At 39.1% G+C, this 24,415-nt stretch carries 29 protein-coding genes; 28 read left to right on the top strand and 1 reads right to left on the bottom strand.

Annotated elements, in window-relative coordinates; genetic code table 11:
- The 12 genes from IEO70_RS11275 to rsmI form a co-directional block, all read left to right on the top strand.
- Positions 1 to 276 (top strand): hypothetical protein (locus IEO70_RS11275; protein ID WP_190998483.1); only part of this gene is annotated, 276 nt, incomplete at its 5' end.
- A 579-nt stretch (positions 277 to 855) separates the two neighbouring features.
- Positions 856 to 1,035: a sigma factor G inhibitor Gin gene (locus IEO70_RS11280; RefSeq protein ID WP_190998534.1), complete on the top strand. Its 180-nt coding sequence runs from the start codon at positions 856 to 858 to the stop codon at positions 1,033 to 1,035.
- A gap of 96 nt (positions 1,036 to 1,131) precedes the next feature.
- Positions 1,132 to 2,577, top strand: a complete 1,446-nt coding sequence (locus IEO70_RS11285) for an aminotransferase class I/II-fold pyridoxal phosphate-dependent enzyme (protein WP_190998484.1) — start codon at positions 1,132 to 1,134, stop codon at positions 2,575 to 2,577.
- Between the two features lie 17 nt (positions 2,578 to 2,594).
- Entirely contained in the window at positions 2,595 to 3,227 is a 633-nt protein-coding gene (gene tmk / locus IEO70_RS11290; protein WP_190998485.1) for a dTMP kinase, read from the top strand.
- A 103-nt stretch (positions 3,228 to 3,330) separates the two neighbouring features.
- Entirely contained in the window at positions 3,331 to 3,660 is a 330-nt protein-coding gene (locus IEO70_RS11295; protein WP_190998535.1) for a cyclic-di-AMP receptor, read from the top strand.
- Between the two features lie 20 nt (positions 3,661 to 3,680).
- Positions 3,681 to 4,121, top strand: coding sequence for a YaaR family protein (locus IEO70_RS11300; RefSeq protein ID WP_190998486.1), 441 nt, complete (start codon positions 3,681 to 3,683; stop codon positions 4,119 to 4,121).
- 15 nt (positions 4,122 to 4,136) lie between these two features.
- Complete coding sequence (holB, locus tag IEO70_RS11305; RefSeq protein WP_190998487.1) at positions 4,137 to 5,144, top strand: DNA polymerase III subunit delta'; 1,008 nt, start codon at positions 4,137 to 4,139, stop codon at positions 5,142 to 5,144.
- Positions 5,137 to 5,967: a PSP1 domain-containing protein gene (locus tag IEO70_RS11310; protein WP_190998488.1), complete on the top strand. Its 831-nt coding sequence runs from the start codon at positions 5,137 to 5,139 to the stop codon at positions 5,965 to 5,967. Before holB ends, IEO70_RS11310 begins: the two co-directional genes overlap by 8 nt.
- Before the next feature lie 12 nt (positions 5,968 to 5,979).
- Complete coding sequence (gene yabA, locus IEO70_RS11315; protein ID WP_190998489.1) at positions 5,980 to 6,351, top strand: DNA replication initiation control protein YabA; 372 nt, start codon at positions 5,980 to 5,982, stop codon at positions 6,349 to 6,351.
- A gap of 65 nt (positions 6,352 to 6,416) precedes the next feature.
- Positions 6,417 to 7,157 carry a tRNA1(Val) (adenine(37)-N6)-methyltransferase gene (locus IEO70_RS11320; protein ID WP_190998536.1) on the top strand — a complete coding sequence of 247 codons (741 nt, stop codon included), beginning with the start codon at positions 6,417 to 6,419 and terminating at the stop codon, positions 7,155 to 7,157.
- Positions 7,147 to 7,431, top strand: coding sequence for a GIY-YIG nuclease family protein (locus IEO70_RS11325; RefSeq protein ID WP_190998490.1), 285 nt, complete (start codon positions 7,147 to 7,149; stop codon positions 7,429 to 7,431). Before IEO70_RS11320 ends, IEO70_RS11325 begins: the two co-directional genes overlap by 11 nt.
- 17 nt (positions 7,432 to 7,448) lie before the next feature.
- Complete coding sequence (rsmI, locus tag IEO70_RS11330; RefSeq protein WP_190998491.1) at positions 7,449 to 8,324, top strand: 16S rRNA (cytidine(1402)-2'-O)-methyltransferase; 876 nt, start codon at positions 7,449 to 7,451, stop codon at positions 8,322 to 8,324.
- A gap of 262 nt (positions 8,325 to 8,586) precedes the next feature.
- On the opposite strand, the gene IEO70_RS11335 is transcribed toward rsmI, so the two are convergent.
- A complete protein-coding gene (locus IEO70_RS11335; RefSeq protein ID WP_190998492.1) occupies positions 8,587 to 8,874 on the bottom strand; it encodes an AbrB/MazE/SpoVT family DNA-binding domain-containing protein in 288 nt (95 codons plus the stop codon).
- A gap of 667 nt (positions 8,875 to 9,541) precedes the next feature.
- Between IEO70_RS11335 and metG the strand changes: the two genes are divergently transcribed.
- The 16 genes from metG to IEO70_RS11415 all read left to right on the top strand — a co-directional run bounded on the left by metG (position 9,542) and on the right by IEO70_RS11415 (position 24,409).
- Positions 9,542 to 11,500: a methionine--tRNA ligase gene (gene metG / locus IEO70_RS11340; RefSeq protein WP_190998493.1), complete on the top strand. Its 1,959-nt coding sequence runs from the start codon at positions 9,542 to 9,544 to the stop codon at positions 11,498 to 11,500.
- A gap of 226 nt (positions 11,501 to 11,726) precedes the next feature.
- On the top strand, positions 11,727 to 12,494 hold the full coding sequence (locus tag IEO70_RS11345) for a TatD family hydrolase (RefSeq protein ID WP_190998494.1): 768 nt from the start codon (positions 11,727 to 11,729) through the stop codon (positions 12,492 to 12,494).
- Between the two features lie 226 nt (positions 12,495 to 12,720).
- The gene (locus IEO70_RS11350; RefSeq protein WP_235973592.1) at positions 12,721 to 13,923 is read left to right on the top strand and encodes a G5 and 3D domain-containing protein; all 1,203 of its coding nucleotides are present in this window, start codon (positions 12,721 to 12,723) and stop codon (positions 13,921 to 13,923) included.
- A 132-nt stretch (positions 13,924 to 14,055) separates the two neighbouring features.
- Positions 14,056 to 14,616 carry a ribonuclease M5 gene (gene rnmV, locus IEO70_RS11355; protein WP_206711567.1) on the top strand — a complete coding sequence of 187 codons (561 nt, stop codon included), beginning with the start codon at positions 14,056 to 14,058 and terminating at the stop codon, positions 14,614 to 14,616.
- Complete coding sequence (gene rsmA, locus IEO70_RS11360) at positions 14,609 to 15,490, top strand: 16S rRNA (adenine(1518)-N(6)/adenine(1519)-N(6))-dimethyltransferase RsmA (protein ID WP_190998495.1); 882 nt, start codon at positions 14,609 to 14,611, stop codon at positions 15,488 to 15,490. The genes rnmV and rsmA overlap by 8 nt, the downstream gene beginning before the upstream one ends.
- A gap of 215 nt (positions 15,491 to 15,705) precedes the next feature.
- Positions 15,706 to 16,590, top strand: coding sequence for a sporulation peptidase YabG (gene yabG / locus IEO70_RS11365; protein WP_190998496.1), 885 nt, complete (start codon positions 15,706 to 15,708; stop codon positions 16,588 to 16,590).
- A 422-nt stretch (positions 16,591 to 17,012) separates the two neighbouring features.
- The gene (gene veg, locus IEO70_RS11370) at positions 17,013 to 17,282 is read left to right on the top strand and encodes a biofilm formation stimulator Veg (protein WP_190998497.1); all 270 of its coding nucleotides are present in this window, start codon (positions 17,013 to 17,015) and stop codon (positions 17,280 to 17,282) included.
- 193 nt (positions 17,283 to 17,475) lie between these two features.
- Positions 17,476 to 17,640 (top strand): small, acid-soluble spore protein, alpha/beta type, encoded by a 165-nt coding sequence (locus IEO70_RS11375; protein WP_190998498.1) that lies wholly within the window; start codon positions 17,476 to 17,478, stop codon positions 17,638 to 17,640.
- A 308-nt stretch (positions 17,641 to 17,948) separates the two neighbouring features.
- On the top strand, positions 17,949 to 18,803 hold the full coding sequence (gene ispE, locus IEO70_RS11380; RefSeq protein WP_190998499.1) for a 4-(cytidine 5'-diphospho)-2-C-methyl-D-erythritol kinase: 855 nt from the start codon (positions 17,949 to 17,951) through the stop codon (positions 18,801 to 18,803).
- A gap of 71 nt (positions 18,804 to 18,874) precedes the next feature.
- Positions 18,875 to 19,708 (top strand): pur operon repressor, encoded by an 834-nt coding sequence (gene purR, locus IEO70_RS11385; RefSeq protein WP_190998500.1) that lies wholly within the window; start codon positions 18,875 to 18,877, stop codon positions 19,706 to 19,708.
- 24 nt (positions 19,709 to 19,732) lie between these two features.
- Positions 19,733 to 20,107 (top strand): RidA family protein, encoded by a 375-nt coding sequence (locus tag IEO70_RS11390; RefSeq protein WP_190998501.1) that lies wholly within the window; start codon positions 19,733 to 19,735, stop codon positions 20,105 to 20,107.
- Positions 20,108 to 20,297: 190 nt separating this feature from the next.
- Positions 20,298 to 20,597, top strand: coding sequence for a septation regulator SpoVG (gene spoVG / locus IEO70_RS11395; RefSeq protein WP_190998502.1), 300 nt, complete (start codon positions 20,298 to 20,300; stop codon positions 20,595 to 20,597).
- 388 nt (positions 20,598 to 20,985) lie between these two features.
- Positions 20,986 to 22,359: a bifunctional UDP-N-acetylglucosamine diphosphorylase/glucosamine-1-phosphate N-acetyltransferase GlmU gene (gene glmU, locus IEO70_RS11400; RefSeq protein WP_190998503.1), complete on the top strand. Its 1,374-nt coding sequence runs from the start codon at positions 20,986 to 20,988 to the stop codon at positions 22,357 to 22,359.
- A gap of 16 nt (positions 22,360 to 22,375) precedes the next feature.
- Positions 22,376 to 23,329, top strand: a complete 954-nt coding sequence (locus IEO70_RS11405) for a ribose-phosphate diphosphokinase (RefSeq protein ID WP_190998504.1) — start codon at positions 22,376 to 22,378, stop codon at positions 23,327 to 23,329.
- Positions 23,330 to 23,549: 220 nt separating this feature from the next.
- Positions 23,550 to 24,107, top strand: coding sequence for an aminoacyl-tRNA hydrolase (gene pth, locus IEO70_RS11410; protein ID WP_190998505.1), 558 nt, complete (start codon positions 23,550 to 23,552; stop codon positions 24,105 to 24,107).
- Between the two features lie 71 nt (positions 24,108 to 24,178).
- Positions 24,179 to 24,409: an anti-sigma-F factor Fin family protein gene (locus tag IEO70_RS11415; RefSeq protein ID WP_190998506.1), complete on the top strand. Its 231-nt coding sequence runs from the start codon at positions 24,179 to 24,181 to the stop codon at positions 24,407 to 24,409.
- Positions 24,410 to 24,415: the final 6 nt, after the last annotated feature.

A 24,415-nucleotide genomic window follows, 5' to 3' on the forward strand; every position in this document is an offset into this window, starting at 1 on the left:
AAACGCTCAAACCCGGTGAAGGAGAAGCAAGAAGGTCGAGGAAATGAGGGAGTGACGCCCGGAGCGTACGGTGTACGTGAGGACGGAACGAGTGAAATTGACGAAGAGATTCGCCGCTTATCGTTCGCCGGGAGTCGAGCACGGAAGTTAAGCTCGCGCGCTGATGGTAGTTGGGGGTCTCCCCCTGTGAGAGTAGGACGTTGCCGGGCAAGACGAAGATCAGCTGATGAAGCTGGTCTTTTTTTGTGTCATAAAATAACTGAACCGAAGGTTTAGAGTTAAGAAGCTAACCTCTTAGGACTGAATACAAAATCAAAAACGCTCAAACCCGGTGAAGGAGAAGCAAGAAGGTCGAGGAAATGAGGGAGTAATGCCCGGGACGTACGGTGTACGTAGGACGGAAGTCAGGCTCGTGAGCCGACGATAAATTGGGAAAGAAGGAGTTTATGCTAAAGCCAACCATGCCCTATGAGGGTAGGGTATAAAGTCTGTCTGCTTACTTCAAAGTATGGCATAAATAAATTCAATTACTCGGGAATTAACGATTAGCAATTTATTCTATCCGATTATATAAATCAGCTAAACTAACCGTTCTTTTTTGAACGGGAAAAGTAAAAAAGAGCTAAATAGATGCAAGGAATATAAGCAAACCATTGCTGAATATATTAAGAAAACAATAAGACACACACAAATGGGCGAGATTTTACATACTAATAACGAGAATATTAAATAGCTGTTATGAAAATGATTAGGTAACTGCGGAGCAGAATTTTAATTCAGAATTTTGTATACAAATAAGAAGCATGGAAACAATTGTGGTATGGAGGTGGATGGATAGTGATGGATAATGCTAAAATGCCAAGAGAAATCTGTTGTGTTGTTTGTGAAACTGATAAGGGTGAAGGCATTCAATTATATACATCTTTTCTATGTGTTGATTGTGAGAGGAAAATCATCCAAACGAGCCCCAGTGACCCAGATTATAAATATTTTTTGAGTAGGCTGAAGAAAATTAGAACGGAATTACTCTCGTAATAACCGTTCTTTTTTGCGCAATCATGCTCAGTATAGATAGAGTATACGCCATATTTTTGTTAAACTTAGAGCATAGATAATTAAAGGATGAGGATTATGATTAACAGGCAAGAGCATGCTCCTTTAATGGAAGCTCTGATGGCATTCAAAAAAGAGAAACCAATTTCTTTTCACGTGCCTGGACATAAAAATGGCCGTATTTTTCAAGAACAAGGAAGAGATATATTTGATCATATATTAAAAATAGATGCGACAGAAATAGAAGGCTTAGATGATCTACATGCGCCTGAGGGAGCAATCAGGGAAGCTGAGCAGTTGCTTTCTGATGTATACGGTACGCAAAAAAGCTATTTCCTTGTCAATGGAACGACATGCGGAAACTTAGCTATGATCCTCGGCAACTGCAAAGAGGGCGACATAGTACTTGTACAAAGAAATTGTCATAAGTCGATTCTGAACGGCTTGCGATTAGCAAAAGTAAAGCCGATATTTTTAAGGAATGAATTGAATGAAGAATGGGGAGTAGCAGAGGGACTTTCCGTTCGTACAGTTAAGAAGGCATTATCACGCTATAATGGAGTAAAAGCAATCATTCTTACATACCCCACATACTACGGAACGGCGAACGAGATAGAGGAGATTATTGCAATCGCACATGAACATGAAGTAACGGTATTGGTCGACGAGGCACATGGGGCACACTTTATAGCCGGAACACCATTCCCGAAGAGCAGTCTGACTTATGGAGCAGACTATGTCGTGCACTCAGCACATAAAACATTGCCTGCTATGACTATGGGCTCATATTTGCATGTGCACCGTCGTGTCAGCGATTATCATCAGGTGGAAATGTATTTGCATATGTTGCAATCAAGCAGTCCGTCATATCCGATTATGGCCTCTCTTGATTTGGCTCGGGTATTTTTAGGTACCATAAAGAAACAAGACTTGAATTATTGTTCCGTAATGGCCGATAAGTTCAAAACGAAATTGTCCGAGATAGAAGGAATAAAAGTATTGCAACATGACCGAGCAGAAACAGACTTATTAAAACTTGTGCTGCAAACGGATGGGAGCTTTACAGGCTTTCAACTTCAAGAGATGCTAAATCAACATCATCTTTATAGTGAGCTGGCTGATCCCAAGAACGTACTGTTTATTCTACCTCTTTTAAAGGAAAATGCAGACTATCCGTTTGATGAAGCCTTTCAAATTATAAAGAGTTCAGTGTCACAGCTGAGAGGTAATGGTCAACTTGAGGAACCGCTGCATATAGAGAACGAAATTGAAGATATTACAGAACTGAAAATTTCTTTTAAAGAAATGGAGATTAGAAATAAAAAGATAGTTCCGCTGAAAAATGCAGCAAACTGTATAGCAGCTGAGACGATTATCCCTTATCCTCCCGGTATTCCATATATAATGGATGGTGAAATGATAACGGAAGGTAAATTGGTATATTTACAGCAAATAATTGAAATGGATGTACATTTTCATGGCGGTTCATACTTGAAAGACCGGCAGATTTTAATATATGAATAAACTAGTTGGAGGTAGCGATGGAACAGGGAGTATTTATCACCTTTGAGGGCCCCGAAGGAGCAGGGAAAACTACTATATTAAATAAACTAAGTGATGTTTTGAAGCAGCAGGGATACAATGTGCTGCAAACGAGGGAGCCTGGTGGTATCTCAATTTCAGAGCAGATTCGTGAAGTTTTACTGAATAAGGATAATACAGCGATGGATGAGCGTACAGAGGCGCTTTTATATGCAGCCGCGAGAAGACAGCATTTGGTTGAGAAAGTGTTGCCTGCATTAGAGAAAGGCTATATGGTGCTTTGCGATCGTTTTATTGATAGTTCTTTGGCGTACCAAGGATATGCCAGAGGATTAGGTGTAGACGAAGTTTATCAAATCAATCGTTTTGCAATCGGAGAAACGATGCCGAACTTAACGCTTTACTTTGATCTTGATCCGGAAGTAGGATTGGCCAGAATTCAATCTAATGGAGAGCGTGAAATAAATCGTTTAGATTTGGAGAAGCTTTCCTTTCATGAAAAAGTAAGAGAAGGTTATTTGATGCTTGTTGATCGTTTTCCGGAACGCATAAAATTAGTGGATGCATCAGCAGGAGTAGAAGAGGTTCTGGCTGATGCATTGATGATTATTGAAGATTATGTTCGAAAATAGGAATATAGAATGGTTGACAATAGTATAATTTAGGAATTACAAGAAATTTCTTTCATTACTTGTTATAATAGAGGAAATGAATGGATTGTGGGAGGCGTTGGCCATGAAAATGATTATTGCTGTAGTTCAAGACAAGGATAGCAACAGGTTGTCAGCAGCTTTAGTAGATCATAATTTTCAGGCGACCAAGCTTGCATCCACAGGCGGGTTTCTGAAATCAGGAAACACAACCTTTTTAATTGGAACCGAGGATTACAGAGTAGATAAGGCATTGGCAGTGATTAAAGATAGCTGTCAGTCACGCAATCAGCTCGTAGCACCAGTAGCCCCGATGGGAGGGCATGCTGATTCTTACGTTCCTTATCCAATTGAAGTTCAAGTTGGGGGAGCTACCGTGTTTGTTCTGCCAATCGAAGGATTTCATCAATTTTAACAAGGCAATGAGGGGAAATTATGAAGATAAATCAAGAGCTTCATATTAAATTAGATAAAGTTACAAAAGATAATCGCCAAACAAATAGTCCATCTGTCCGGTTCACGGGCGTCATGGAAAAGCACAATCAAAAGATGCAGGCAAATTCACTTAATAAATTGCTTGCAGATATTGATCAGGCAGGAGACCGATTAATGCGTTCCCGCAATTTCAGGGATTTGGCGAAGTATAAATCACTCGTAAAAAGATTTGTAAAGGAAGCCGTTGATTTCGGCATGGATTTGAATCAATCGCAAAGCTGGAATCAATATGGACAAAGTCGCCCTTTGAAAACCGTGCAGACCATTGATGAACAATTAATTCAATTAACGGAGGAAGTTGTCAGCCAGGAGAAAGAGGCTATTGATCTTCTGGGACGAATCGGCGAAATCAAAGGGTTACTAATTAATTTATATACTTAAGGTAGTGAAACAGGAATGATCAATAATTGGAATGAGCTTAAAGAAATTCAACCCCAGGTATACCAAATGCTTCAGAATAGCATCCGAAAGAACCGAATAGCTCATGCCTATCTTTTTGAGGGAGAACGTGCAACAGGGAAAAAAGAAACAAGTTTGCTGTTGGCAAAGAGCTTGTTTTGCGAATCAGACAATAAAGAAGAGGTACCTTGTAATCAATGCGCTAATTGCCGAAGAATCGATAATCTTAATCACCCGGATGTGCATGTGATCGAACCTGATGGATTATCTATTAAAAAAGAACAGATTCAATATTTGCAGGAGGAGTTCGCAAAGAAAAGTGTCGAATCCTCCAGGAAAATTTATATACTTATCGATGCGGAAAAAATGACCGTCCAGGCAGCAAACAGCTTACTAAAGTTTTTAGAAGAGCCTGTCTCGGATACATTGGCTATTCTCATTACAGAACAGTCACAACGCATATTACCGACCATTTTATCAAGATGTCAGTTAATTAGCTTTCAGCCGCTATCATCCGCTTTATTGCGGGCTAAACTGGAAGCGGAAGGCATTGATGCACAGACTTCAGCGATTGTATCTGAACTGACTAATTCCTTCGAGCAAGCAATGCGACTATGTACAGACGATTGGTTTGCACAAGCTCAGAGAAAAGTGGTAAAATTATATGAAGTGCTTAATCTAGGACAAATGAAAGCACTGGTATATTTGCAAGAAGACTGGTTCAATCATTTCAAGGAGAAAGAGCAGATTGACCGAGGTTTGGATTTATTAATCCTTATTTACAAGGATTTATTATATATTCAGTTGGACAAGCGAGACGCAATTCTTTTCAAGACAATTGAAGTACAGCTAGAAAGATATGCTCTTCAATGTGTGCAAAATAAGCTGGCTTTACAGATGGAAGCCATTTTGGAAGCCAAAAGAAAGCTTATGTCTAATACAAATCCACAGCTTGTTATTGAACAGCTTGTGTTGAATTTGCAGGAGGGATCATCCTTTGTATGATGTAGTAGGGGTCCGCTTTAAGAAAGCGGGTAAAATATACTACTTCGATCCAGGAGATTTCGAAATTCCAAAGGATGAATTTGTCATCGTAGAGACAGCACGCGGAGTGGAATTTGGAAGAGTAGTTATCCCAAGGAAACAAGTAGAAGAACACGATGTTGTATTGCCGTTGAAGAAGGTGCTTCGCATCGCCGATTCTAAAGATCGGATGATTGTTGATGAGAATAAAAAAGCTGCAACAGAGGCATATGAAGTATGTTGTCAAAAGGTAGAGAAGCATGAATTAGACATGAAACTGATTGATGTGGAGTATACCTTTGATAGAAATAAAGTCATTTTTTATTTCACAGCAGACGGAAGAATTGATTTCCGGGAATTAGTAAAGGATTTGGCTGCGATCTTCAGGACACGCATTGAATTGCGCCAAATTGGTGTTAGAGATGAAGCAAAGATGCTTGGCGGAATCGGTCCGTGCGGCAGGATGCTTTGCTGCTCTACATATTTGGGAGACTTCGAGCCGGTTTCTATTAAGATGGCAAAAGATCAAAATTTATCGTTGAATCCCACAAAAATATCGGGCTTATGTGGTAGATTAATGTGCTGTCTGAAATATGAAAATGACGAATATGAAACTGCAAAAGAACAGCTTCCTGATCTTGGAGATACGGTAACAACTCCGAATGGAACAGGCAAGGTAGTAGGGCTTAATATTCTCGAAAGAGTACTTCAGGTGGAACTGGCAGAGCAAGGGAGAGTCTTGGAGTTCACTTTAGAAGAAATCTTAAATGAGGGAGCCGTTTCTATTCAAGCCACAGATTACTAAGGTGGTGAGTGCGTGGATAAGAAAGGAATTTTTGATTCTGTCAGTAGTATGGAGTCACAAATTGGGGAATTATATAAACAGCTTGGAGACTTGAAGCATCATGTAGCTGAAATGTTAGAAGAGAATAATCTTCTTAAGATCGAAAATGAACATTTGCGTCGCCGACTAGATCAGCATTTTGAACAGAAAAAGCAAGTTAAAGGCACAGCCAAAAAGAAAGATAATGATGAATTGAAGGCAGACAAAGCATTCGATATCGGTGAAGGGTATGATAATCTCGCAAGGCTTTACCAGGAAGGATTTCATATTTGCAACCTGCACTTCGGAAGCCCGAGAAAAGAAGGCGACTGTTTATTCTGCTTATCCTTTTTAAATAAGAAATAATGAGCCCTCCCTGAAATTTAGGGAGGTTTTTTTCACACTTAAAAACGAACTCGAGGAGATTATCAATAGTGATTTTGAAAGATGATGAACGATTAGATTATTTGCTAGCGGAGGAATTACGCATAATACAGAGTCCATCCGTTTTTTCTTTTTCGCTGGATGCAGTATTGCTAGCGCGCTTTGCGTCAATACCGATTTCGAAGGGCAAAATTGTCGACTTGTGCTCGGGTAATGGCGTCATACCACTTTTATTAAGTTCAAGGACGAAAGTGCCTATTCTTGGAGTGGAAATTCAGGAACGGTTATATGATATGGCTGTGCGGAGCATTGATTACAATGAGCTATCCAGCCAGATTTCGATGCATCATGGGGATTTAAAAGGAATCGCTAAAGTGATTGGCCACAGTCAATATGACGCTGTAACATGTAATCCTCCGTATTTTCCAACGCCGAAAGCAGAAGAGCAAAATAAGAATGAGCATTTTGCTATTGCAAGACATGAAATCCACTGTACGCTTGAAGACGTCATCAGCAACACGAGTCAGTTATTGAAGCAAGGCGGGAAAGCAGCCTTCGTGCACCGTCCTGGCAGACTGATGGATATTATGTGGCTGATGCGGAAATATAGATTAGAGCCAAAACGTTTGCAATTTGTTTACCCGATGGCGGGGAAAGAAGCAAACACGATTTTGATTGAAGGCATTAAGGATGGAAGTCCGGACTTGAAAACATTGCCTCCATTCGTTGTCTATGATGAAAATAACGAATACACGAAAGAAGCAAGAGAATTGCTTTATGGAGAGTAAACATTACATGTATGTATTGCAATGCTGCGACGGTACTTATTATACAGGCTATACGAACTGTTTAGAACGACGCATTCATTTGCATAATGAGGGTAAGGGTGCAAAATACACACGGAGTAGAGTACCTGTCATCTTGAAATACCATACAGTCTTTGATACAAAAAAAGAAGCAATGCAAGCAGAGTACTATTTTAAACAATTAAGCAGAAAGCAGAAGGAAGAGATTATTATGAGCGGCCAAGCTTTTGTTCTGCAGGATATAATGAAGAAATAAAAGGAGACGACAAATGTATGTGGCAGCAACAGAGCTTTAAAGATGGGGAAGCAGGTCCTAAGTTGTACCTTGTGCCTACCCCAATCGGGAACTTGGAAGATATGAGTTTTCGTGCAATAAGAATTTTGAAGGAAGCAGATGTGATTGCAGCAGAAGATACGCGCAATACAAAGAAGCTTTGCAATTACTTTGAAATTGAAACACCTGTAGTTTCCTACCATGAACATAATAAACAGCAAAGTGGAAGACAGTTGCTTGAGCGCATTGAAAACGGACAAACTGTAGCTTTAGTGAGTGATGCCGGAATGCCTTGTATTTCAGATCCTGGCTATGAATTAGTTATGGAGGCACTTGATAAGAAGATAACGGTCATTCCTATCCCGGGAGCTAATGCAGCGTTGACTTCGCTTATTGCTTCCGGACTCGTACCTCAGCCTTTCTATTTCTATGGTTTTCTAGACCGTGGAAATAAAGGAAAGAAGAAAGAACTTGAAAAACTGAAATACGTGACTTCAACATTTGTGTTATATGAGTCTCCACACCGTTTAAAGGAGACATTGCAAGCAATGCTGCAAGTACTGGGGAATCGTCGGGTTGTACTTTGTCGGGAGCTTACGAAGAAATTCGAAGAGTTTATTAGAGGCGATCTGCAATCAGTCTGTGATTGGTCAAAGGAAAATGAAATGCGCGGTGAGTTTTGCATCATCGTCGAAGGTGGAACAGAAGAGGAAAAGTTACAAGATGAGCAATGGTGGCAGGAGTTATCCGTTATTGATCATGTAAACATATATATAGAAGAAAAAGGTATGAACAGCAAAGATGCTATAAAGCATGCAGCTAAAGACCGGAATGTTCATAAACGCGAAATTTACCATATGTATCATGTTGAATAGACAAGAAAAACTGTCACCGGTCCTTTTTCATTTTTGATTCAACTCCTCGGTGTCACTTCAATGAAAAAGGAGACATGCGGCAGGACTAAGACGCCCCTCCCAAGAAACCCGCTTTTGGTTTCTTGGGAGGGGTGGCGTAGGACCGAGCATGGCAGGTGTAAAGTTAGACACCTATCTTTGTTCAAAGTTATATACCTTGTCATTTTGAAAAACTGTCACCGGTCCTAATAAAAAAAGACCCTCTTAATTGAGGGTCTTTTTCTTACTTCTCTGTAGGCTCTAAGTAATCTTGAATTTCATGAAGAAGAAGCTCAGCGCCTTCTTTACTTAAGATTAATTTTCCGTCAGCTAAAGATAAGTTATTATCTGAAACTTCACCAGTGATTTGGCAAGTCATATTTGGTTTATATTTTTTCAAGATGATGCGCTCATCATCTACATAAATCTCTAATGCGTCTTTTTCAGCAATACCTAGAGTACGGCGGAGTTCAATTGGAATTACCACACGACCTAATTCATCAACTTTACGTACAATACCTGTAGATTTCATTATGTAACTGCTCCTCTCCTGAAATTGTAGAAATGAGAAAATTTATTAAATTTTCGTCATTATTCGACAATGTTTTTATAATACATTTATAATACCAGGCATTCCCATATACGTCAATCATTTTTACTTGAGAGGAAAGTATCAATTGATTCCTTATATAACAAGGTTTTACAGAAAAATGAGAATAAAATAAAAATTTATTAAACTCATTTATTTCTATATTTGTAATAATATGTATTTTTTATATTCGACATTTTTCGACATTATACTTCAGATAAGTATTGTAAACATGTTCAAGAATAAACAAGGGCAGACAAAGAAATATAATCCGCAAATAAAAATTTGGGATTTGTTTTTAAAATATACGTTTCTTTTCACAATTGTAACTATTATACTATTTTGTCTTTCTGTTTACAAAAGATTGAACTTATACCGAAAAATTACTGATTCAGTTGCAGAGGAAAGAGTTGAATTCCGATACGATATTTCAATTAATGGGTATAAACCATTGATTAAAAAGGAAATGATGACAATACAATCTTTTTTTGAATGAAAAGCAGGTTTTTCTTGTTATAATAAATAAGGAATTTGTAAAGCAATTTATGTTTTATTCATTAATGAAAATACAAATATATTTTTCATAATTTTGTTAGGAGGAACAGGGAAGATGAATGACAAAAAAACGTTTTATATAACGACGCCAATCTATTATCCTAGCGGTAATTTACATATAGGACATGCGTACACAACCGTTGCGGGAGATGCGATGGCGCGATACAAACGTATGCGCGGATTCGATGTAATGTATCTTACAGGTACGGATGAGCATGGGCAAAAAATTCAGCGTAAAGCGGAAGAGGAAGGCATTACGCCTCAAGCTTATGTCGACGGAATTGTGGCGGGCATTAAGGATTTGTGGAAAATGCTTGATATCTCTTATGATGATTTCATCCGTACAACGGAAAAACGTCACAAAGATGTAGTGGAAAAGATTTTCAAACAGCTATTGGACCAAGGTGATATTTACTTGGATCAGTATGAAGGGTGGTATTGCACACCTTGTGAATCATTCTTTACAGAGCGCCAAGTTGAGAACGGCAACTGCCCGGATTGTGGACGTCCTGTTGAGAAGGTGAAGGAAGAATCATACTTCTTCAAAATGAGCAAGTATGTCGATCGTCTCCTGGAATTTTACGAAGAGAACCTGGACTTTATCCAGCCGGAATCTCGTAAAAATGAGATGATTAATAACTTTATTAAGCCGGGATTAGAGGACTTAGCTGTTTCAAGAACAACATTCAATTGGGGCGTAAAAGTGCCGAACGATCCAAAGCATGTTATTTATGTTTGGATTGATGCATTGTCGAATTATATTACAGCTTTAGGTTATGGAACAGATGATACGACAAAATATGATAAATATTGGCCTGCAGATGTCCACTTAGTAGGTAAGGAGATCGTTCGTTTCCATACTATTTATTGGCCAATCATGCTGATGGCACTTGATTTGCCACTTCCTAAGAAGGTTTTCGCGCACGGATGGCTATTGATGAAGGACGGCAAAATGTCGAAATCAAAAGGGAATGTTGTAGACCCTGTCACTTTAATTGAGCGCTACGGATTAGACTCTCTTCGTTACTATTTGCTTCGCGAAGTTCCTTTCGGTTCAGACGGCGTGTTCACTCCGGAAGGTTTCGTTGAAAGAATCAATTTTGACTTAGCAAATGACTTAGGCAATCTTTTAAACCGTACAGTTGCGATGATTAATAAGTATTTCGACGGAGTGATTCCGGAATACAAAGGTTCTTCTAATGAATTTGAACAGCAGCTTTTAGCTATGAATGAAGAAACAGTGGCAAAATATGAGGAAGCAATGGAGAAAATGGAGTTCTCTGTTGCATTATCAAGCATTTGGCAACTTGTGAGCCGTACAAACAAATTCATTGACGAAACACAACCATGGGTGTTAGCGAAAGAAGGAAAACAAGATGAGTTAGCGAGCGTTATGATTCATCTGGCAGAGACATTAAGAAGAATCGCAATCCTTCTACAGCCTTTCTTGACTCAAACGCCTGTGAAAATCTTTGAACAATTAAACATTCAATCAGATGAATTAAAATCTTGGAACGGATTAGAAAAGTTTGCTGCAATTCCAGCCGGAACAAAAGTTCAAAAAGGTGAGCCAATCTTCCCTCGATTAGAGCTTGAGAAAGAGATTGAATATATTAAAGAAAAGATGCAAGGGGCAGCACCAGTACCTGTAAAAGAAGAAACAAAAGCAGAAGCGCCTGTTGAAAAGGCAGAAGAGATTTCTATTGATGACTTCATGAAGGTAGAGTTGCGTGTAGCGGAAGTGCTGGCAGCTGAACCAGTCAAAAAAGCGGATAAGCTTTTGAAACTACAATTAGATTTAGGTTTTGAGAAACGTCAAGTAGTTTCAGGAATTGCACAATACTACAAGCCGGAAGAATTAGTCGGTCGAAAAGTAATTTGTGTAACAAATTTAAAACCGGTTAAGCTAAGAGGCGAATTATCTCAAGGGATGATTCTGGCAGGCAGTGAAAATGGCCAGTTATCTCTTGCAACTGTGGATGCTTCGTTACCAAATGGAGCTAAAGTTAAGTAAGGTTACAAAAAGGAACGTTTCACGTGAAACGTTCCTTTGTTTCTGAATTAGGAGGACTTCTTTCTCTTGCATGTGCAATTGAAAGAGTAGAGTAACGAGTTAGTGTACCATACGGATAGGGTATGTAATACAAATGACCTGACTTTGTAATGGAAATGTCACGGAAATGTGAGACATGAAATCACTGTTCCATAATAAACTTAATGCTAGAAGGGAAGAAATTGAGATGCTTTTTGATTCACATGCACATTTAAATGCAGAACAGTACAAAGACGATTTGGAAGAAGTAATAGAGAGAGCACGAACAGAAGGTGTCTCCAACATGCTGATTGTTGGATTTGACCGCCCAACAATTACAAGAGCAATGCAATTGGTAGAAGAGTATGATTTTCTTTATGCAAGTGTCGGTTGGCATCCGGTAGACGCTGTTGATATGACTGATGAAGATTTTGCTTGGCTGGAGGAATTAGCGGCTCACCCAAAAGTAGTAGCGCTTGGAGAAATGGGGCTTGACTATCACTGGGATAAATCACCTAAGGATATACAAAAAGAGGTATTTCGTAAGCAAATTGAGCTGGCAAAGCGCGTAAATTTGCCGATTATTATTCACAACCGGGAAGCAACGAAGGATATAGTTGATATTTTAAAGGAATCCGGAGCAAAAGAAGTCGGCGGTATTATGCACTGTTTCGGCGGAAGTATTGAAACAGCCAGAGAATGTATGAACATGAATTTTTACATCTCTTTTGGTGGACCGGTTACATTCAAGAATGCAAGAGGCGTGAAGGAAGTTGCAGCTCAAATTCCATTAGATCGCTTACTGATTGAAACAGATTGTCCTTATTTGACACCGCATCCATTCAGAGGAAAGCGAAATGAGCCGAGCTATGTCAAACTTGTTGCAGAAGAGCTGGCAAATCTTCATCATATCACTTACAAGGAATTAGCCGACAAAACTACAGCAAACGCTAAGAAATTATTCGGCATAGATTGATAAAAAATGATGTCGAAAAGAGAGTGTGCTTGTCAATAAAATAGCTATTTCTGAGTGATTCTACAAGAATCTCAAATGTTAGCTGCGGTCTTTGTCGATAAGCCGCTCTTTTCAAAGTCAGTGCTTGTATGCATAATTAGGAATTACATTCGATGAATTGCTTTATTTGACAGTTGGTGATGAAGTCTTTATAATCACCGGAGAGAGAAAGGAGGCGTTTTTTCATTTGAGTAATACATGGAAAAACAAGCTTATAAGACCCTTCAAACGAAGGAATAAGGCTATCTATATTACTAGCTTGCTAGTATTTATGGTAGCGATTGGACTAACATTTTATCAAGGTACAAAGAAAACAGTGGCTCTGACCATTGACGGTGAGGAAAAAGTTGTTTCTACGCATGCGAAGACAGTAAAGGACTTATTAGACGATTTAAATATTTCATTAACAGAGCATGACTACTTGCATCCGGAAGCAAATACCGAACTGAGCGAAGAGTTGGAGATTACTTGGGTACCCGCGTCACAAGTGACGGTCATTATTGACGGAGAACCGCAAGAGATTTGGACCACAAAGAAAACGGTAGGAGAGTTTCTCGAAGAACAAAACATAGGTTTAAGCGAAACAGATAAAATATCTCATGAGATGGATAGCACATTAAAAGCTGCAATGACTATATCCGTTGAACGATCATTTTCATTAACGCTAAATGATGGTGGCACATCGAAAGAGGTTTGGTCAACTTCGACTACGGTCGCTGACTTTTTAGAACAGCAAGGAATTACATTGAATGAATTGGACCGAGTTGAACCAGCATTAGAGACAACGATTGCTGCAAATGACGTTGTAAATGTTGTGAGAGTAGAAAAGGTCACCGATGTAGTGGAAGAACCAGTGAGCTTTGCAGTCGTTTCACAAAAAGACAACACGCTTCAAAAAGGGCAAGAAAAAGTCTTAACCGAAGGGAAGGAAGGCTTAGTTGCTAAGGAGTATGAAGTCACTAAAGAAAACGGCACAGAAGTGAGCAGAAATTTAGTTTCAGAAACGGTTGTTCAAGAGAAAAAAGATAAAGTTGTTGCAGTCGGCACGAAAGTTGTGCAGGTTGCATCTCGTGGTCAAAGCAGTTCTGCCCCTGAAGGCGGTACGGAAATGACTGTTGAATCAACAGCATATACGGCTTACTGCGCAGGGTGCTCAGGCACAACGGCGACAGGTTTTAATCTGAAAAGCAATCCGAATGCGAAAGTTATCGCTGTAGATCCTCAGGTTATTCCTTTAGGTACGAAAGTTTGGGTTGAAGGATATGGCTATGCTGTTGCCGCGGATACTGGAGGGGCAATTAAAGGCAATAAAATTGACGTATTTTTCTCGGAAAAGTCACAAGCTTATAAGTGGGGAAGAAAAAAGGTCAAAATTCGCATTGTAAATTAATTGATCGTAAAATGGCAGGGGAGACATCCTCTGCTTTTTTTGTTAATTTAATAAGAAAGAGTATAATGTAAAAGACGATCTATTGATTTAGATGATTCAGATTAGAAAAGGTTTCAAGTTATCGGAGGAAACATGAAAATTAAAGAAATCATTGTTGTTGAGGGAAAAGATGATACAACAGCCATAAAAAGGGCTCTTAATGCTGATACAATTGAAACGAACGGATCTGCTGTTGGCGATGCTGTTATTGAACGGATTAGACTTGCTCAGGAAACGAGGGGAGTCATTATATTTACGGATCCCGATTATCCTGGAGAACGTATTCGTAACATCGTTTCAGAGAAAGTACCTGGTTGCAAGCACGCCTTCTTGCCTAAAGCAGAGGCCAGACCAAAAAACGGCAGAGGCATCGGTGTTGAACATGCATCCCCGGACGCAATCCGAACCGCTTTGAAGGAAGCGCAAGTAATAAAAGAAGTGTTTCAAGAGGAGATTACGCCTCAAGATTTATTGGATTTCGGCTTGCTTGGCGGATCTAACTCACGGGAAAGAAGAGAGAAACTGGGGATTAAGCTGCGGATAGGTTATACAAACGGAAAGCAGCTATATAACCGTTTAAATATGTTTCAAATTGATAAGGAACGCTTTATAGAAGCGATGCAAGAAATATTACAGGAGGAAAAGCATGCATAAAGATATTGCAACACCAATAAGAACGAGAGCGATTTTAGAGAAGTATGGTTTTTTGTTCAAAAAGAGTTTAGGGCAAAATTTTTTAATTGACACAAATATATTGCAAAGAATTATTGATTTTGCTGAATTAGATAAAGAAGCGAGCGGGGCAATTGAAATTGGTCCGGGAATTGGAGCGTTGACGGAACAACTGGCGAAGAACAGTAAGAAAGTTGTCGCTTTTGAAATCGACCAGCGTCTTTTGCCGATTTTAGAAGATACACTATCGCCATATAAGCATGTGAAAGTCATTCATAATGATGTGTTAAAGGCAGATGTAAAGGAAGTCATTGATCAGGAATTCAGTGACATTAAAGACTTGATGGTCGTTGCCAATTTGCCTTACTATGTGACAACACCAATCATCATGAAGCTTCTGGAAGAGAATTTGCCTATAAGAGGCATTGTCTGCATGCTTCAAAGGGAAGTAGCCGATCGTATTGCTGCAAAGCCTGGAACGAAAGAGTATGGTTCGCTATCGATTGCAATTCAATATTATACCGTTCCGGAAACAGTGATGATTGTGCCAAAGACGGTTTTCATTCCGCAGCCTAATGTCGATTCCGCAGTCATCCGTCTGACGAGACGACCAAAGCCGCTAGTTGAAGTGAAAGATGAGGCATTCTTTTTCACTATTACAAGAGCAAGCTTTGCGCAACGCAGAAAGACATTACAAAATAATTTAATGAGTCAGTTGCCAAATGGCAAAGAAAAGAAAGAGCTGATTTTGTCTGCGCTTGATCGTGCTGGCATTGACCCGAAAAGAAGAGGCGAGACTTTATCTATCGAAGAGTTTGGCCGTTTAAGTGATGAGCTATATGAGGACTTCAAGTAAGTCATTCGCAATAAAAATGTTTAATAAAGAAGAACCCCGTATATTGATGCGGGGTTCTTTTATGCTTAGCAAGACACTGCATTGAGCAGGTGCTCTATTAAAAGGGCCGGTGCCCGGTTTTTCTGTTTGGACATTTCACATCTGTGCGAATGACTGCATACGTTATGAAGTAGGATGTGACCATATGGCAAAGTATTTTGTCGGGGGTGAGTACAATGACAATTAAAGTTGGTGATATAGTAGGCCGAATCAAATACGGATGCGACCTTATATTTCGGGTTGTTTCAATTCGAACTGTTGAAAATGAAAAAATTGCGGTTCTTTATGGCGAAGATATTCGTTTAGTGGCAGATGCGCCATTTGAAGATTTAGTTTTCATAAATGATGAGACGCGGACTGAATTTCGGCAAAGGAATGAAGCTTTGATTGAACACTCCTTTCAGCTATTCTCGCAGGATCGCAAATTACTGGAGAAAAAACTTCAGTTTGAAGCAACGGACGGGTATCGACATCAGGGAGAATTTTTTCAAATGCCGGGACGTGTGCTGCATTTAGACGGCGACCCATCCTATTTGAAGAAGTGCATGGATGTATATGAGAAAATTGGTATCCCGGTCCAAGGCTTATATTGCAATGAAAAAGAAATGCCTGTACGAGTCGGTTCGTTGTTAGAGACATATCGACCTGATATATTAGTTATTACTGGCCATGACTCGTACTCGAAAGCAAAAGGAAAATTAATGGATATAAATGCATACCGTCACTCATGGCACTTCGCTCAGACAGTGAAAGAGGCTCGAAAGAAGATTCCGCAGCTTGATCAGCTCGTTATTTTCGCAGGGGCCTGTCAATCGCACTTTGAGTCTTTAATCAGCTCGGGAGCCAATTTTGCCAGTTCACCATCTCGTGTTAATATACACGCGCTTGACCCGGTTTATATCGTGGCTAAAATAAGTTTTACCCCTTTTATGGATCGAATTCATGTTTGGGAGGCGCTACGAAACACTCTGACAGGTGAAAAGGGGATCGGCGGTATCGAAACGAGAGGTGTTCTTCGTACAGGAATGCCATACAAAATATTAGCCGATGAAGAAGTGTAGAGAGGGGGTTAAATCAAATGTTGCAGGAGAAGCAACATTTGATTTAACCCTTTATAACTTCTTGAGGCATCATATACTTTTCGAATTCACTTAGCAAAGGAGCATGCCGTTTTTCTTATTTGATTCATCTTAGTCCTCTTGCATGTCTTCTTTTAATTTCACAAACAATCTAAGACAGTATTCATTTAAAGCTAACTGCAAATTTTTTAGTTTGTACTTTACCGAAAGGAACGTTGCCGGTTTTTCTTATTTACTTTACATAATTAGGGTTAAAGGTGGGCATACTGCTTAATGTATACATTTTCTTAATTTTATGAGGTAAAACCATTGACAAGTAAATTTATCTACTGATATAATTTTATATTTTGTTTGACGGTTTATCTTAATATGTGATATACTAAACGAAGTGAGGTGGACCGAGCATGCCAAAAACTTTAGCTGATATTAAAAAGGCCTTAGATTCAAATTTAGGGAAAAGGCTCGTTTTAAAAGCGAATGGCGGCAGAAGAAAGACGGTTGAACGATTCGGAACTTTATCAGAGACCTATCCTTCTGTATTCGTAATTGAGCTTGATCAGGATGAAAATGCTTTTGAAAGAGTCTCCTACAGTTATGCGGATGTATTAACAGAAACTGTACAACTTACCTTCTTTGATGAAACAGCAGGGAAAGTAGCTTTAAGCGGACAGTAAACATTTGTTTACTGTCTTTTTGCTTTTGGCAAAGAAGAATCATATATACCTTTAGACAAATCAGCTTAAACTGATTTGTCTGTGTCCGACTGCACTTCAGCTTTTCATATTATAAAGAAAACAAAAACGGCAAAGACTAATACTGTTGCAGCATGAGAAAAGGAGTTGTTGTCTTTTGGCTAGAAGAGGGATAATGTCAGAACGATTCAAAGAAGAGCTTGCGAAAGAGCTGGGATTTTATGATGTTGTCCAACAAGAAGGCTGGGGTGGCATAAAGGCTCGTGATGCGGGTAACATGGTGAAGAGGGCAATTGAAATAGCTCAATCGAATCTTGCCGAACAAAGCAGCAGAAAGTAAAGCCTGACCATAAATCATGAACTGCAACGAATGCGAAGACCAAGGCTTAGTGCTTTGGTCTTTCCTTGCATTTAACTGATTTTATCTGGTAGAAATTCAAGGGTAAAATCAAGTAAAATCGTACCGGTGATTACAAGACTTTATTCAAAGAAGATGGTACACTATGCTTTTAACCAACTGTTCATTTTAGTAATTTCCAAATAGTATTTCGAATTACCGGTGTGCATCGTAAAAAACGACACTTTCAAAATAGAGATATGGTAAAATAGGACAAGTACTTGTTAAGAACGTAAAGTAGGTGGATTGAAGTGAAACTAATGGAGAAAGCGCCAGCTAAGATTAATCTGGCTCTTGATGTGCTTTACAAGAGACCCGATCAGTATCATGAGGTGGAAATGGTCATGACTACTGTAGATTTAGCGGATCGAATTGAAATCGAAGAAAAGAAACAAAACAATATAACAATTTTTTCGCATAATCGCTATGTTCCTGATGATGATCGAAATTTAGCCTATCAGGCAGCGGCTCTGTTAAAAGAACGTTTTGATATAAAGCAAGGTGTTTCGATTAAGATTGAAAAAAATATACCTGTCGCAGCTGGTCTTGCGGGTGGAAGCAGTGATGCTGCTGCTACATTGAGAGGTTTGAATCGCTTATGGAATCTAGGTCTAAGTATGGACGAACTGGCTGAACTGGGGGCAGAAATTGGTTCGGATGTATCCTTTTGTGTATACGGAGGCACTGCTTTGGCAACAGGCAGAGGAGAACGCATCAAACATTTGCCAAGTCCGCCTAAATGTTGGGTTGTATTAGCAAAACCGCTTCGGGGTGTTTCTACTGCAGATGTTTACAAACGGCTGGATTTGCAAAACGTGAAACATCCTAATATTGCTGCTATGATTCAGGCAATAGAGACAAACGACTATCAAGGAGTATGTAACAACATCGGGAATGTATTAGAGAATGTGACATTATCGCTGCACCCGGAAGTATTACATATTAAAAACCAAATGAAAAAGTTTGGTGCTGATGCTGTTTTGATGAGCGGCAGCGGTCCGACAGTATTCGGGTTAGTCGAATATGATTCACGAATGAATCGTGTCTATAACGGATTGCGAGGATTTTGTGAACAAGTGCATGCAGTAAGAATGCTCGGAGAATGAACGGCACTTGAATAAACACGTATATTAATGTAAAATAATTATATTAATATTCGGATTTTGGAGGGATAATATTGAAATTTCGTAGAAGTGAAAGACTTGTTGATATGACTAATTATTTATTAGACAATCCAAGCAATCTTGTCCCGCTCACCTTTTTTGCAGAAAGATACGGTTCGGCAAAGTCATCAATTAGTGAGGATTTGACGATCATCAAAGAAACATTTGAACAACGGGGTATCGGCATGCTGACTACAGTACCAGGAGCTGCAGGCGGAGTGAAATATATCGTTAAATCCAATGAAGAAGATTCATCGTTATTTCTTGATGAAATGTGTGACATCATGGCGAAGCCAGACAGAATTTTGCCTGGCGGCTATTTGTATATGAATGATGTGCTCGGGAACCCACAACTTATGAAAAAGGTTGGACGCGTGATTGCTTCGGCTTATGCCGAACAAGAAATTAACGTTGTTATGACAATGGCGACGAAAGGAATTCCGATTGCCAACGCAGTGGCAAGCTATTTAAATGTACCGGTTGTTATTGTAAGACGTGACAACAAAGTAACGGAAGGACCTACAGTCAGCATCAATTACATTTCTGGATCATCTAAACGTATACAGACAATGCTATTGTCGAAACGAAGCTTAGAAGAAGGGTCGAAGGTACTAGTAGTCGATGACTTCATGAAAGCGGGCGGAACGATAAAAGGGATGACAGACCTATTAGGTGAATTTAATGCGACGGTAGCTGGAATCGCTGTGTTAATTGAGTCTGAAGACACAGAAGAACGATTAGTCGATAATTATTTATCTTTATTGAAGTTATCTGAACTAGATACAAAAGATAAGAAGATTAACGTGACAAAAGGTAATTATTTTGATGTAATAGCTAAAACGAAGTAAAGAAATCAAAGGGGAGGTTTTTTTATGAAAACAGTTTTTACAGCAAAGGCCCCGGTAGCAATCGGGCCATATTCTCAAGGGATTGTAGTCAATAATTTGTTTTTTAGCTCAGGTCAAATACCATTGACGGCAGAGGGACAATTAGTTGAAGGTAATGTAAAAGAACAGACGCATCAAGTTTTTCAAAATTTAAAAGCTGTTTTAGAAGCGGCAGGTGCTTCACTTGAAACAGTAGTAAAAGCAACAGTATTCATAAAAGATATGAATGACTTTGCGGCAGTTAATGAAGTGTATGGAGAATACTTCTCGTCACACAAGCCGGCGCGATCTTGTGTAGAGGTTGCGAGACTGCCGAAAGATGTTTTAATAGAGATTGAAGTTATAGCACTCGTTAATTAAAAAGCGGGTGTTTTTTTAATTTTTATATCAAAAGTTCAACTTCTGAGACAGATTTAAATGCAGATAAAGTTCTAATTATTTAGTTTTTTTAATAAAACAGAAAAAATTTTACAAGTTTAGAAGGATTATGAATAGCTGCTGTTGAATTGATAGTCATAAGCTTTTCTAATAATTAAGGATGGTGAACACGATGGAAGTAACAGACGTAAGATTGCGCCGCGTTAACACGGACGGCCGTATGAGAGCGATTGCTTCAATTACTTTAGACAATGAATTTGTAATTCATGACATCCGTGTAATTGACGGTAATAATGGATTATTTGTGGCAATGCCGAGCAAACGTACTCCTGATGGAGAGTTCCGCGATATTGCACATCCAATCAATTCTTCTACACGAGGAAAAATCCAAGATTCTGTTTTAGCAGAGTATCATCGTTTGGGTGAAGTTGAGGGCTTAGAAGAAGCTGAACTAGAGGAAGCTGGCGCTTAATCTGTTTAGCTGATTTGACCTTAGTAACCGAAACAAGCATCAGGAGCCTACTTCATAGTATGGCTCTTTTTCTTTGCCCTTAAAAATCCCCTTATCTTTTCTCTACTTTATTACTCCCTGTCTAATAATATTCCCATAATATTTATTAAGTAGTATGTGTTACAGCGCATTGTGGCAATCACTGTAGTCCACAATATAATAATAGGCATACTTCCCTGAGCAGTTATAAGTAGCTAGTTAAGAAACTTTCTTTCATTTAGAAAATATAATAAATTGAAGGAAATCAGTGCCTGTTGTTGAAAACAACTCCTTTTTGAGATATATTTTATAAGGATAATTGTAAAGTAGAACTAATTTTAAAATTTATATAAACTGCAGGGAGGGTGTCATGAATAATCGTTATGCCATTGTATTAGCAGCTGGACAAGGCACGAGAATGAAGTCCAAGTTGTATAAAGTATTGCATTCAGTGTGTGGAAAGCCTATGGTGCTTCATGTACTGGATCAAGTATCTGCTCTTGATGTGCAGGAAATTGTAACAATTGTAGGGCATGGAGCGGAGAAAGTTCAGTCTCAATTGGGAGACAGAACCCATTTCGCACTTCAAAATGAGCAATTAGGCACTGCGCATGCTGTTATGCAAGCGGAAGAGCTTTTACAAGGAAAGCAAGGTACAACGTTTGTCATTTGTGGTGATACTCCGCTCATTAGAACGGAAACGATGGATGCATTAATGAAACAGCATGAGGAACTGGGAGCGAAGGCGACTATTCTGACAGCTAGGCTGGATGACCCAACCGGTTATGGACGCATTATTCGTAACAGTGAAGGTTTTGTTGAGAAAATTGTTGAACACAAAGATGCCAGTGAAGAAGAGAAGCTTGTAAATGAAATTAACACTGGTACGTACTGCTTCGATAATGAGGCGCTGTTTAATGCTTTGAAAAAGGTTTCCAACGATAACGTTCAAGGTGAATACTACTTGCCAGATGTGATTGAGATCTTAAAAGCTGAAGGAGAAGTTGTTTCTGCTTATGTCACAGACAACTTTGAAGAAACACTCGGAGTAAATGATCGTGTTGCGCTTTCTCAGGCAGAAAAGATTATGCGAAAACGCATCAATGAACAGCATATGCGCAACGGTGTTACTTTAATTGATCCGGAACAAACATACATTGAAACAGATGTGGAAATTGGCCAAGATACCATCATTTATCCGGGTACAGTTCTCAAGAGTGGAACTAAAGTTGGCTCTGGGTGTATACTTGGACCATATACTGAAATTGATAAATGTGAAATTGGTAACGAAACCACCATTCGACAATCAGTTGCAAGTGATAGTTCTATCGGTTCAAATGTTGCAATCGGTCCATTCGCTCATATCCGCCCTCAATCAGAAATTGCAGATGAAGTGAAGGTCGGGAACTTTGTTGAGATCAAAAAGTCTGTCTTCGGCAAAGGAAGCAAAGCTTCGCATCTAAGTTATATTGGAGATGCTGAAGTCGGAAGTGATGTTAACTTAGGTTGTGGTTCAATCACTGTTAACTATGACGGCAAAAATAAATTTAAAACTGTAATCGGCGACAATGTATTTGTCGGCTGCAATTCCAATTTGGTTGCTCCAGTCAATATCGGAGACGGTGCTTATATCGCTGCCGGTTCGACGATTACTTCTGATGTGCCAAAAGAGGCGTTGTCAATTGCTAGAGCTAGACAAGTCAATAAAGATAACTATGTTAGTAAATTAAATATTAATAAATAATTATTGGAGGTTCATCATGTCAAATCAGTATCTTGACCCGAATTTAAAAGTGTTTTCTCTTAACTCAAATAAAGGATTAGCCACAGAAATTGCCGATGCAATCGGTGTTGAGCTGGGTAAATGTTCAGTAACCCGTTTCAGCGACGGCGAAATCCAAATTAAAATTGAAGAAAGCATTCGTGGTTGTGATGTATTCGTAATTCAGTCAACTAGTCAGCCAGTAAATGAAAATCTAATGGAGCTACTGATCATGATTGATGCTCTTAAACGTGCGTCAGCAAGAACAATTAACGTAGTAATGCCTTATTACGGATATGCACGTCAAGACCGTAAAGCTCATGCACGTGAACCAATCACAGCGAAATTAGTAGCAAACCTTTTAGAAACAGCTGGAGCAATGCGTGTAATCACTTTAGATCTTCATGCGCCACAAATTCAGGGCTTTTTCGATATACTGATTGATCACTTAATAGCTGTTCCAATTCTTTCAGATTACTTCGAGAAGAAGAACTTGAACGATATCGTTATCGTTTCACCAGACCACGGTGGTGTGACACGTGCTCGTAAAATGGCGGATCGCCTAAAAGCGCCAATTGCAATTATCGATAAGCGTCGTCCTAAGCCAAATGTTGCTGAAATCATGAATATCGTAGGTAACATCGAAGGTAAAACAGCAATTTTAATCGATGATATTATCGATACTGCTGGTACAATTACGTTAGCTGCTAACGCTTTAGTGGAAAACGGTGCTGCAGAAGTATATGCTTGCTGTACACACCCGGTATTATCTGGTCCGGCTATTGAACGAATCCAAAACTCAAAAATCAAAGAATTAGTTGTAACGAACTCTATTGAACTTCCTGAAGAGAAGAAAATCGACAAAGTAGTGGGACTGTCTGTTGCTCCATTGCTTGCTGAAGCGATTATTCGTGTTCATGAAGAGCAATCTGTAAGTACTTTATTCAGCTAATCCTACAAAACACAGTTAGAGGCTTGCCCAAAGGGTAAGCCTCTATTGCTAGTTGTCTTTGGATGACTGACTTTTTGGAAAGAAATTGATCAATCATGCTATAATATGAAAAAAATTAAGCATTTTTATTAAGTCTTTTATTAAGGATGAATAAAGGAAAATCAACTTTTTTAGGGAATACTAAGTATAGGAATGTTTATTGTTGGAGTGATTAATATACATGAAATTATTTATTGGACTGGGCAATCCGGGAAGAGAATATGAACGAACAAGACATAATATCGGATTTGAGGTCATTGATGCTCTTGCTGAAAAGTGGGGAATTGAACTGAATCAGGCAAAGCACAAAGGTTTATACGGAGTCGGCTATATAAACGGGGAAAAGGCAATACTGTTGAAGCCGATGACATATATGAATTTATCCGGTGAAAGCATAGGGGCAATTATGAATTATTTCAAAGTAGATATAGAAGACATTGTTGTTCTTTATGATGACCTGGATTTAGCAGTCGGGAAAATTAGGCTCCGCCAAAAAGGAAGTGCAGGCGGACATAATGGTATCAAATCAACAATTGCTCATTTAGGTACACAGGAATTTAATCGCATTCGGATTGGAATCGGCAGACCGCAAAATGGGATGTCGGTAGTTAATCATGTCCTTGGACGATTTACAGAGATGGAATGGGCTGAAATGGGAGATGTCATCAAAACTTGTGAAGAAGCGTGCGAAAGTTTTCTGCAAAAACCATTCTTGCAAGCAATGAATGAATTTAATTAAAAGCGATATGAATAAAGTTGCTTTTGTCTTGTCCATACTATGGCTAAATGGATATTAAAGGGGCAAAAGGCATGGACTTATATTATACGTGCAGGCATTGTCAATCAAACATCGGGATGGTTCGGGAACAAAGTGCCACATGGCAGCAACTCGGATTCCATCGGTTATCAGCATCTGATTATCATGATTTAATCCGGTATGATGCAAACGGAAATATGCATGTACAGGTTATTTGTGAAGATTGCGAAGAAGCATTACAGCATAACCCAAGTCTTCATGGAATAGATTACATTATTCAATAATCGAAA

The organism is Peribacillus faecalis (assembly GCF_014712675.1).
GTDB classification, from domain to species: domain Bacteria; phylum Bacillota; class Bacilli; order Bacillales; family DSM-1321; genus Bacillus_AD; species Bacillus_AD faecalis.

What these genes read in the sequence shown, in the direction of transcription:
- IEO70_RS11280 (WP_190998534.1), top strand. Translation starts at nt 856, where the DNA reads ATGCCAAGAGAAATCTGTTGTGTTGTTTGTGAAACTGATAAGGGTGAA.
- IEO70_RS11285 (WP_190998484.1), top strand. Translation starts at nt 1,132, where the DNA reads ATGATTAACAGGCAAGAGCATGCTCCTTTAATGGAAGCTCTGATGGCA.
- tmk (WP_190998485.1), top strand. Translation starts at nt 2,595, where the DNA reads ATGGAACAGGGAGTATTTATCACCTTTGAGGGCCCCGAAGGAGCAGGG.
- IEO70_RS11295 (WP_190998535.1), top strand. Translation starts at nt 3,331, where the DNA reads ATGAAAATGATTATTGCTGTAGTTCAAGACAAGGATAGCAACAGGTTG.
- IEO70_RS11300 (WP_190998486.1), top strand. Translation starts at nt 3,681, where the DNA reads ATGAAGATAAATCAAGAGCTTCATATTAAATTAGATAAAGTTACAAAA.
- holB (WP_190998487.1), top strand. Translation starts at nt 4,137, where the DNA reads ATGATCAATAATTGGAATGAGCTTAAAGAAATTCAACCCCAGGTATAC.
- IEO70_RS11325 (WP_190998490.1), top strand. Translation starts at nt 7,147, where the DNA reads ATGGAGAGTAAACATTACATGTATGTATTGCAATGCTGCGACGGTACT.
- rsmI (WP_190998491.1), top strand. Translation starts at nt 7,449, where the DNA reads ATGTGGCAGCAACAGAGCTTTAAAGATGGGGAAGCAGGTCCTAAGTTG.
- IEO70_RS11335 (WP_190998492.1), bottom strand. Translation starts at nt 8,874, where the DNA reads ATGAAATCTACAGGTATTGTACGTAAAGTTGATGAATTAGGTCGTGTG.
- metG (WP_190998493.1), top strand. Translation starts at nt 9,542, where the DNA reads ATGAATGACAAAAAAACGTTTTATATAACGACGCCAATCTATTATCCT.
- IEO70_RS11345 (WP_190998494.1), top strand. Translation starts at nt 11,727, where the DNA reads ATGCTTTTTGATTCACATGCACATTTAAATGCAGAACAGTACAAAGAC.
- rnmV (WP_206711567.1), top strand. Translation starts at nt 14,056, where the DNA reads ATGAAAATTAAAGAAATCATTGTTGTTGAGGGAAAAGATGATACAACA.
- rsmA (WP_190998495.1), top strand. Translation starts at nt 14,609, where the DNA reads ATGCATAAAGATATTGCAACACCAATAAGAACGAGAGCGATTTTAGAG.
- yabG (WP_190998496.1), top strand. Translation starts at nt 15,706, where the DNA reads ATGACAATTAAAGTTGGTGATATAGTAGGCCGAATCAAATACGGATGC.
- veg (WP_190998497.1), top strand. Translation starts at nt 17,013, where the DNA reads ATGCCAAAAACTTTAGCTGATATTAAAAAGGCCTTAGATTCAAATTTA.
- IEO70_RS11375 (WP_190998498.1), top strand. Translation starts at nt 17,476, where the DNA reads ATGTCAGAACGATTCAAAGAAGAGCTTGCGAAAGAGCTGGGATTTTAT.
- IEO70_RS11390 (WP_190998501.1), top strand. Translation starts at nt 19,733, where the DNA reads ATGAAAACAGTTTTTACAGCAAAGGCCCCGGTAGCAATCGGGCCATAT.
- spoVG (WP_190998502.1), top strand. Translation starts at nt 20,298, where the DNA reads ATGGAAGTAACAGACGTAAGATTGCGCCGCGTTAACACGGACGGCCGT.
- glmU (WP_190998503.1), top strand. Translation starts at nt 20,986, where the DNA reads ATGAATAATCGTTATGCCATTGTATTAGCAGCTGGACAAGGCACGAGA.
- IEO70_RS11405 (WP_190998504.1), top strand. Translation starts at nt 22,376, where the DNA reads ATGTCAAATCAGTATCTTGACCCGAATTTAAAAGTGTTTTCTCTTAAC.
- pth (WP_190998505.1), top strand. Translation starts at nt 23,550, where the DNA reads ATGAAATTATTTATTGGACTGGGCAATCCGGGAAGAGAATATGAACGA.
- IEO70_RS11415 (WP_190998506.1), top strand. Translation starts at nt 24,179, where the DNA reads ATGGACTTATATTATACGTGCAGGCATTGTCAATCAAACATCGGGATG.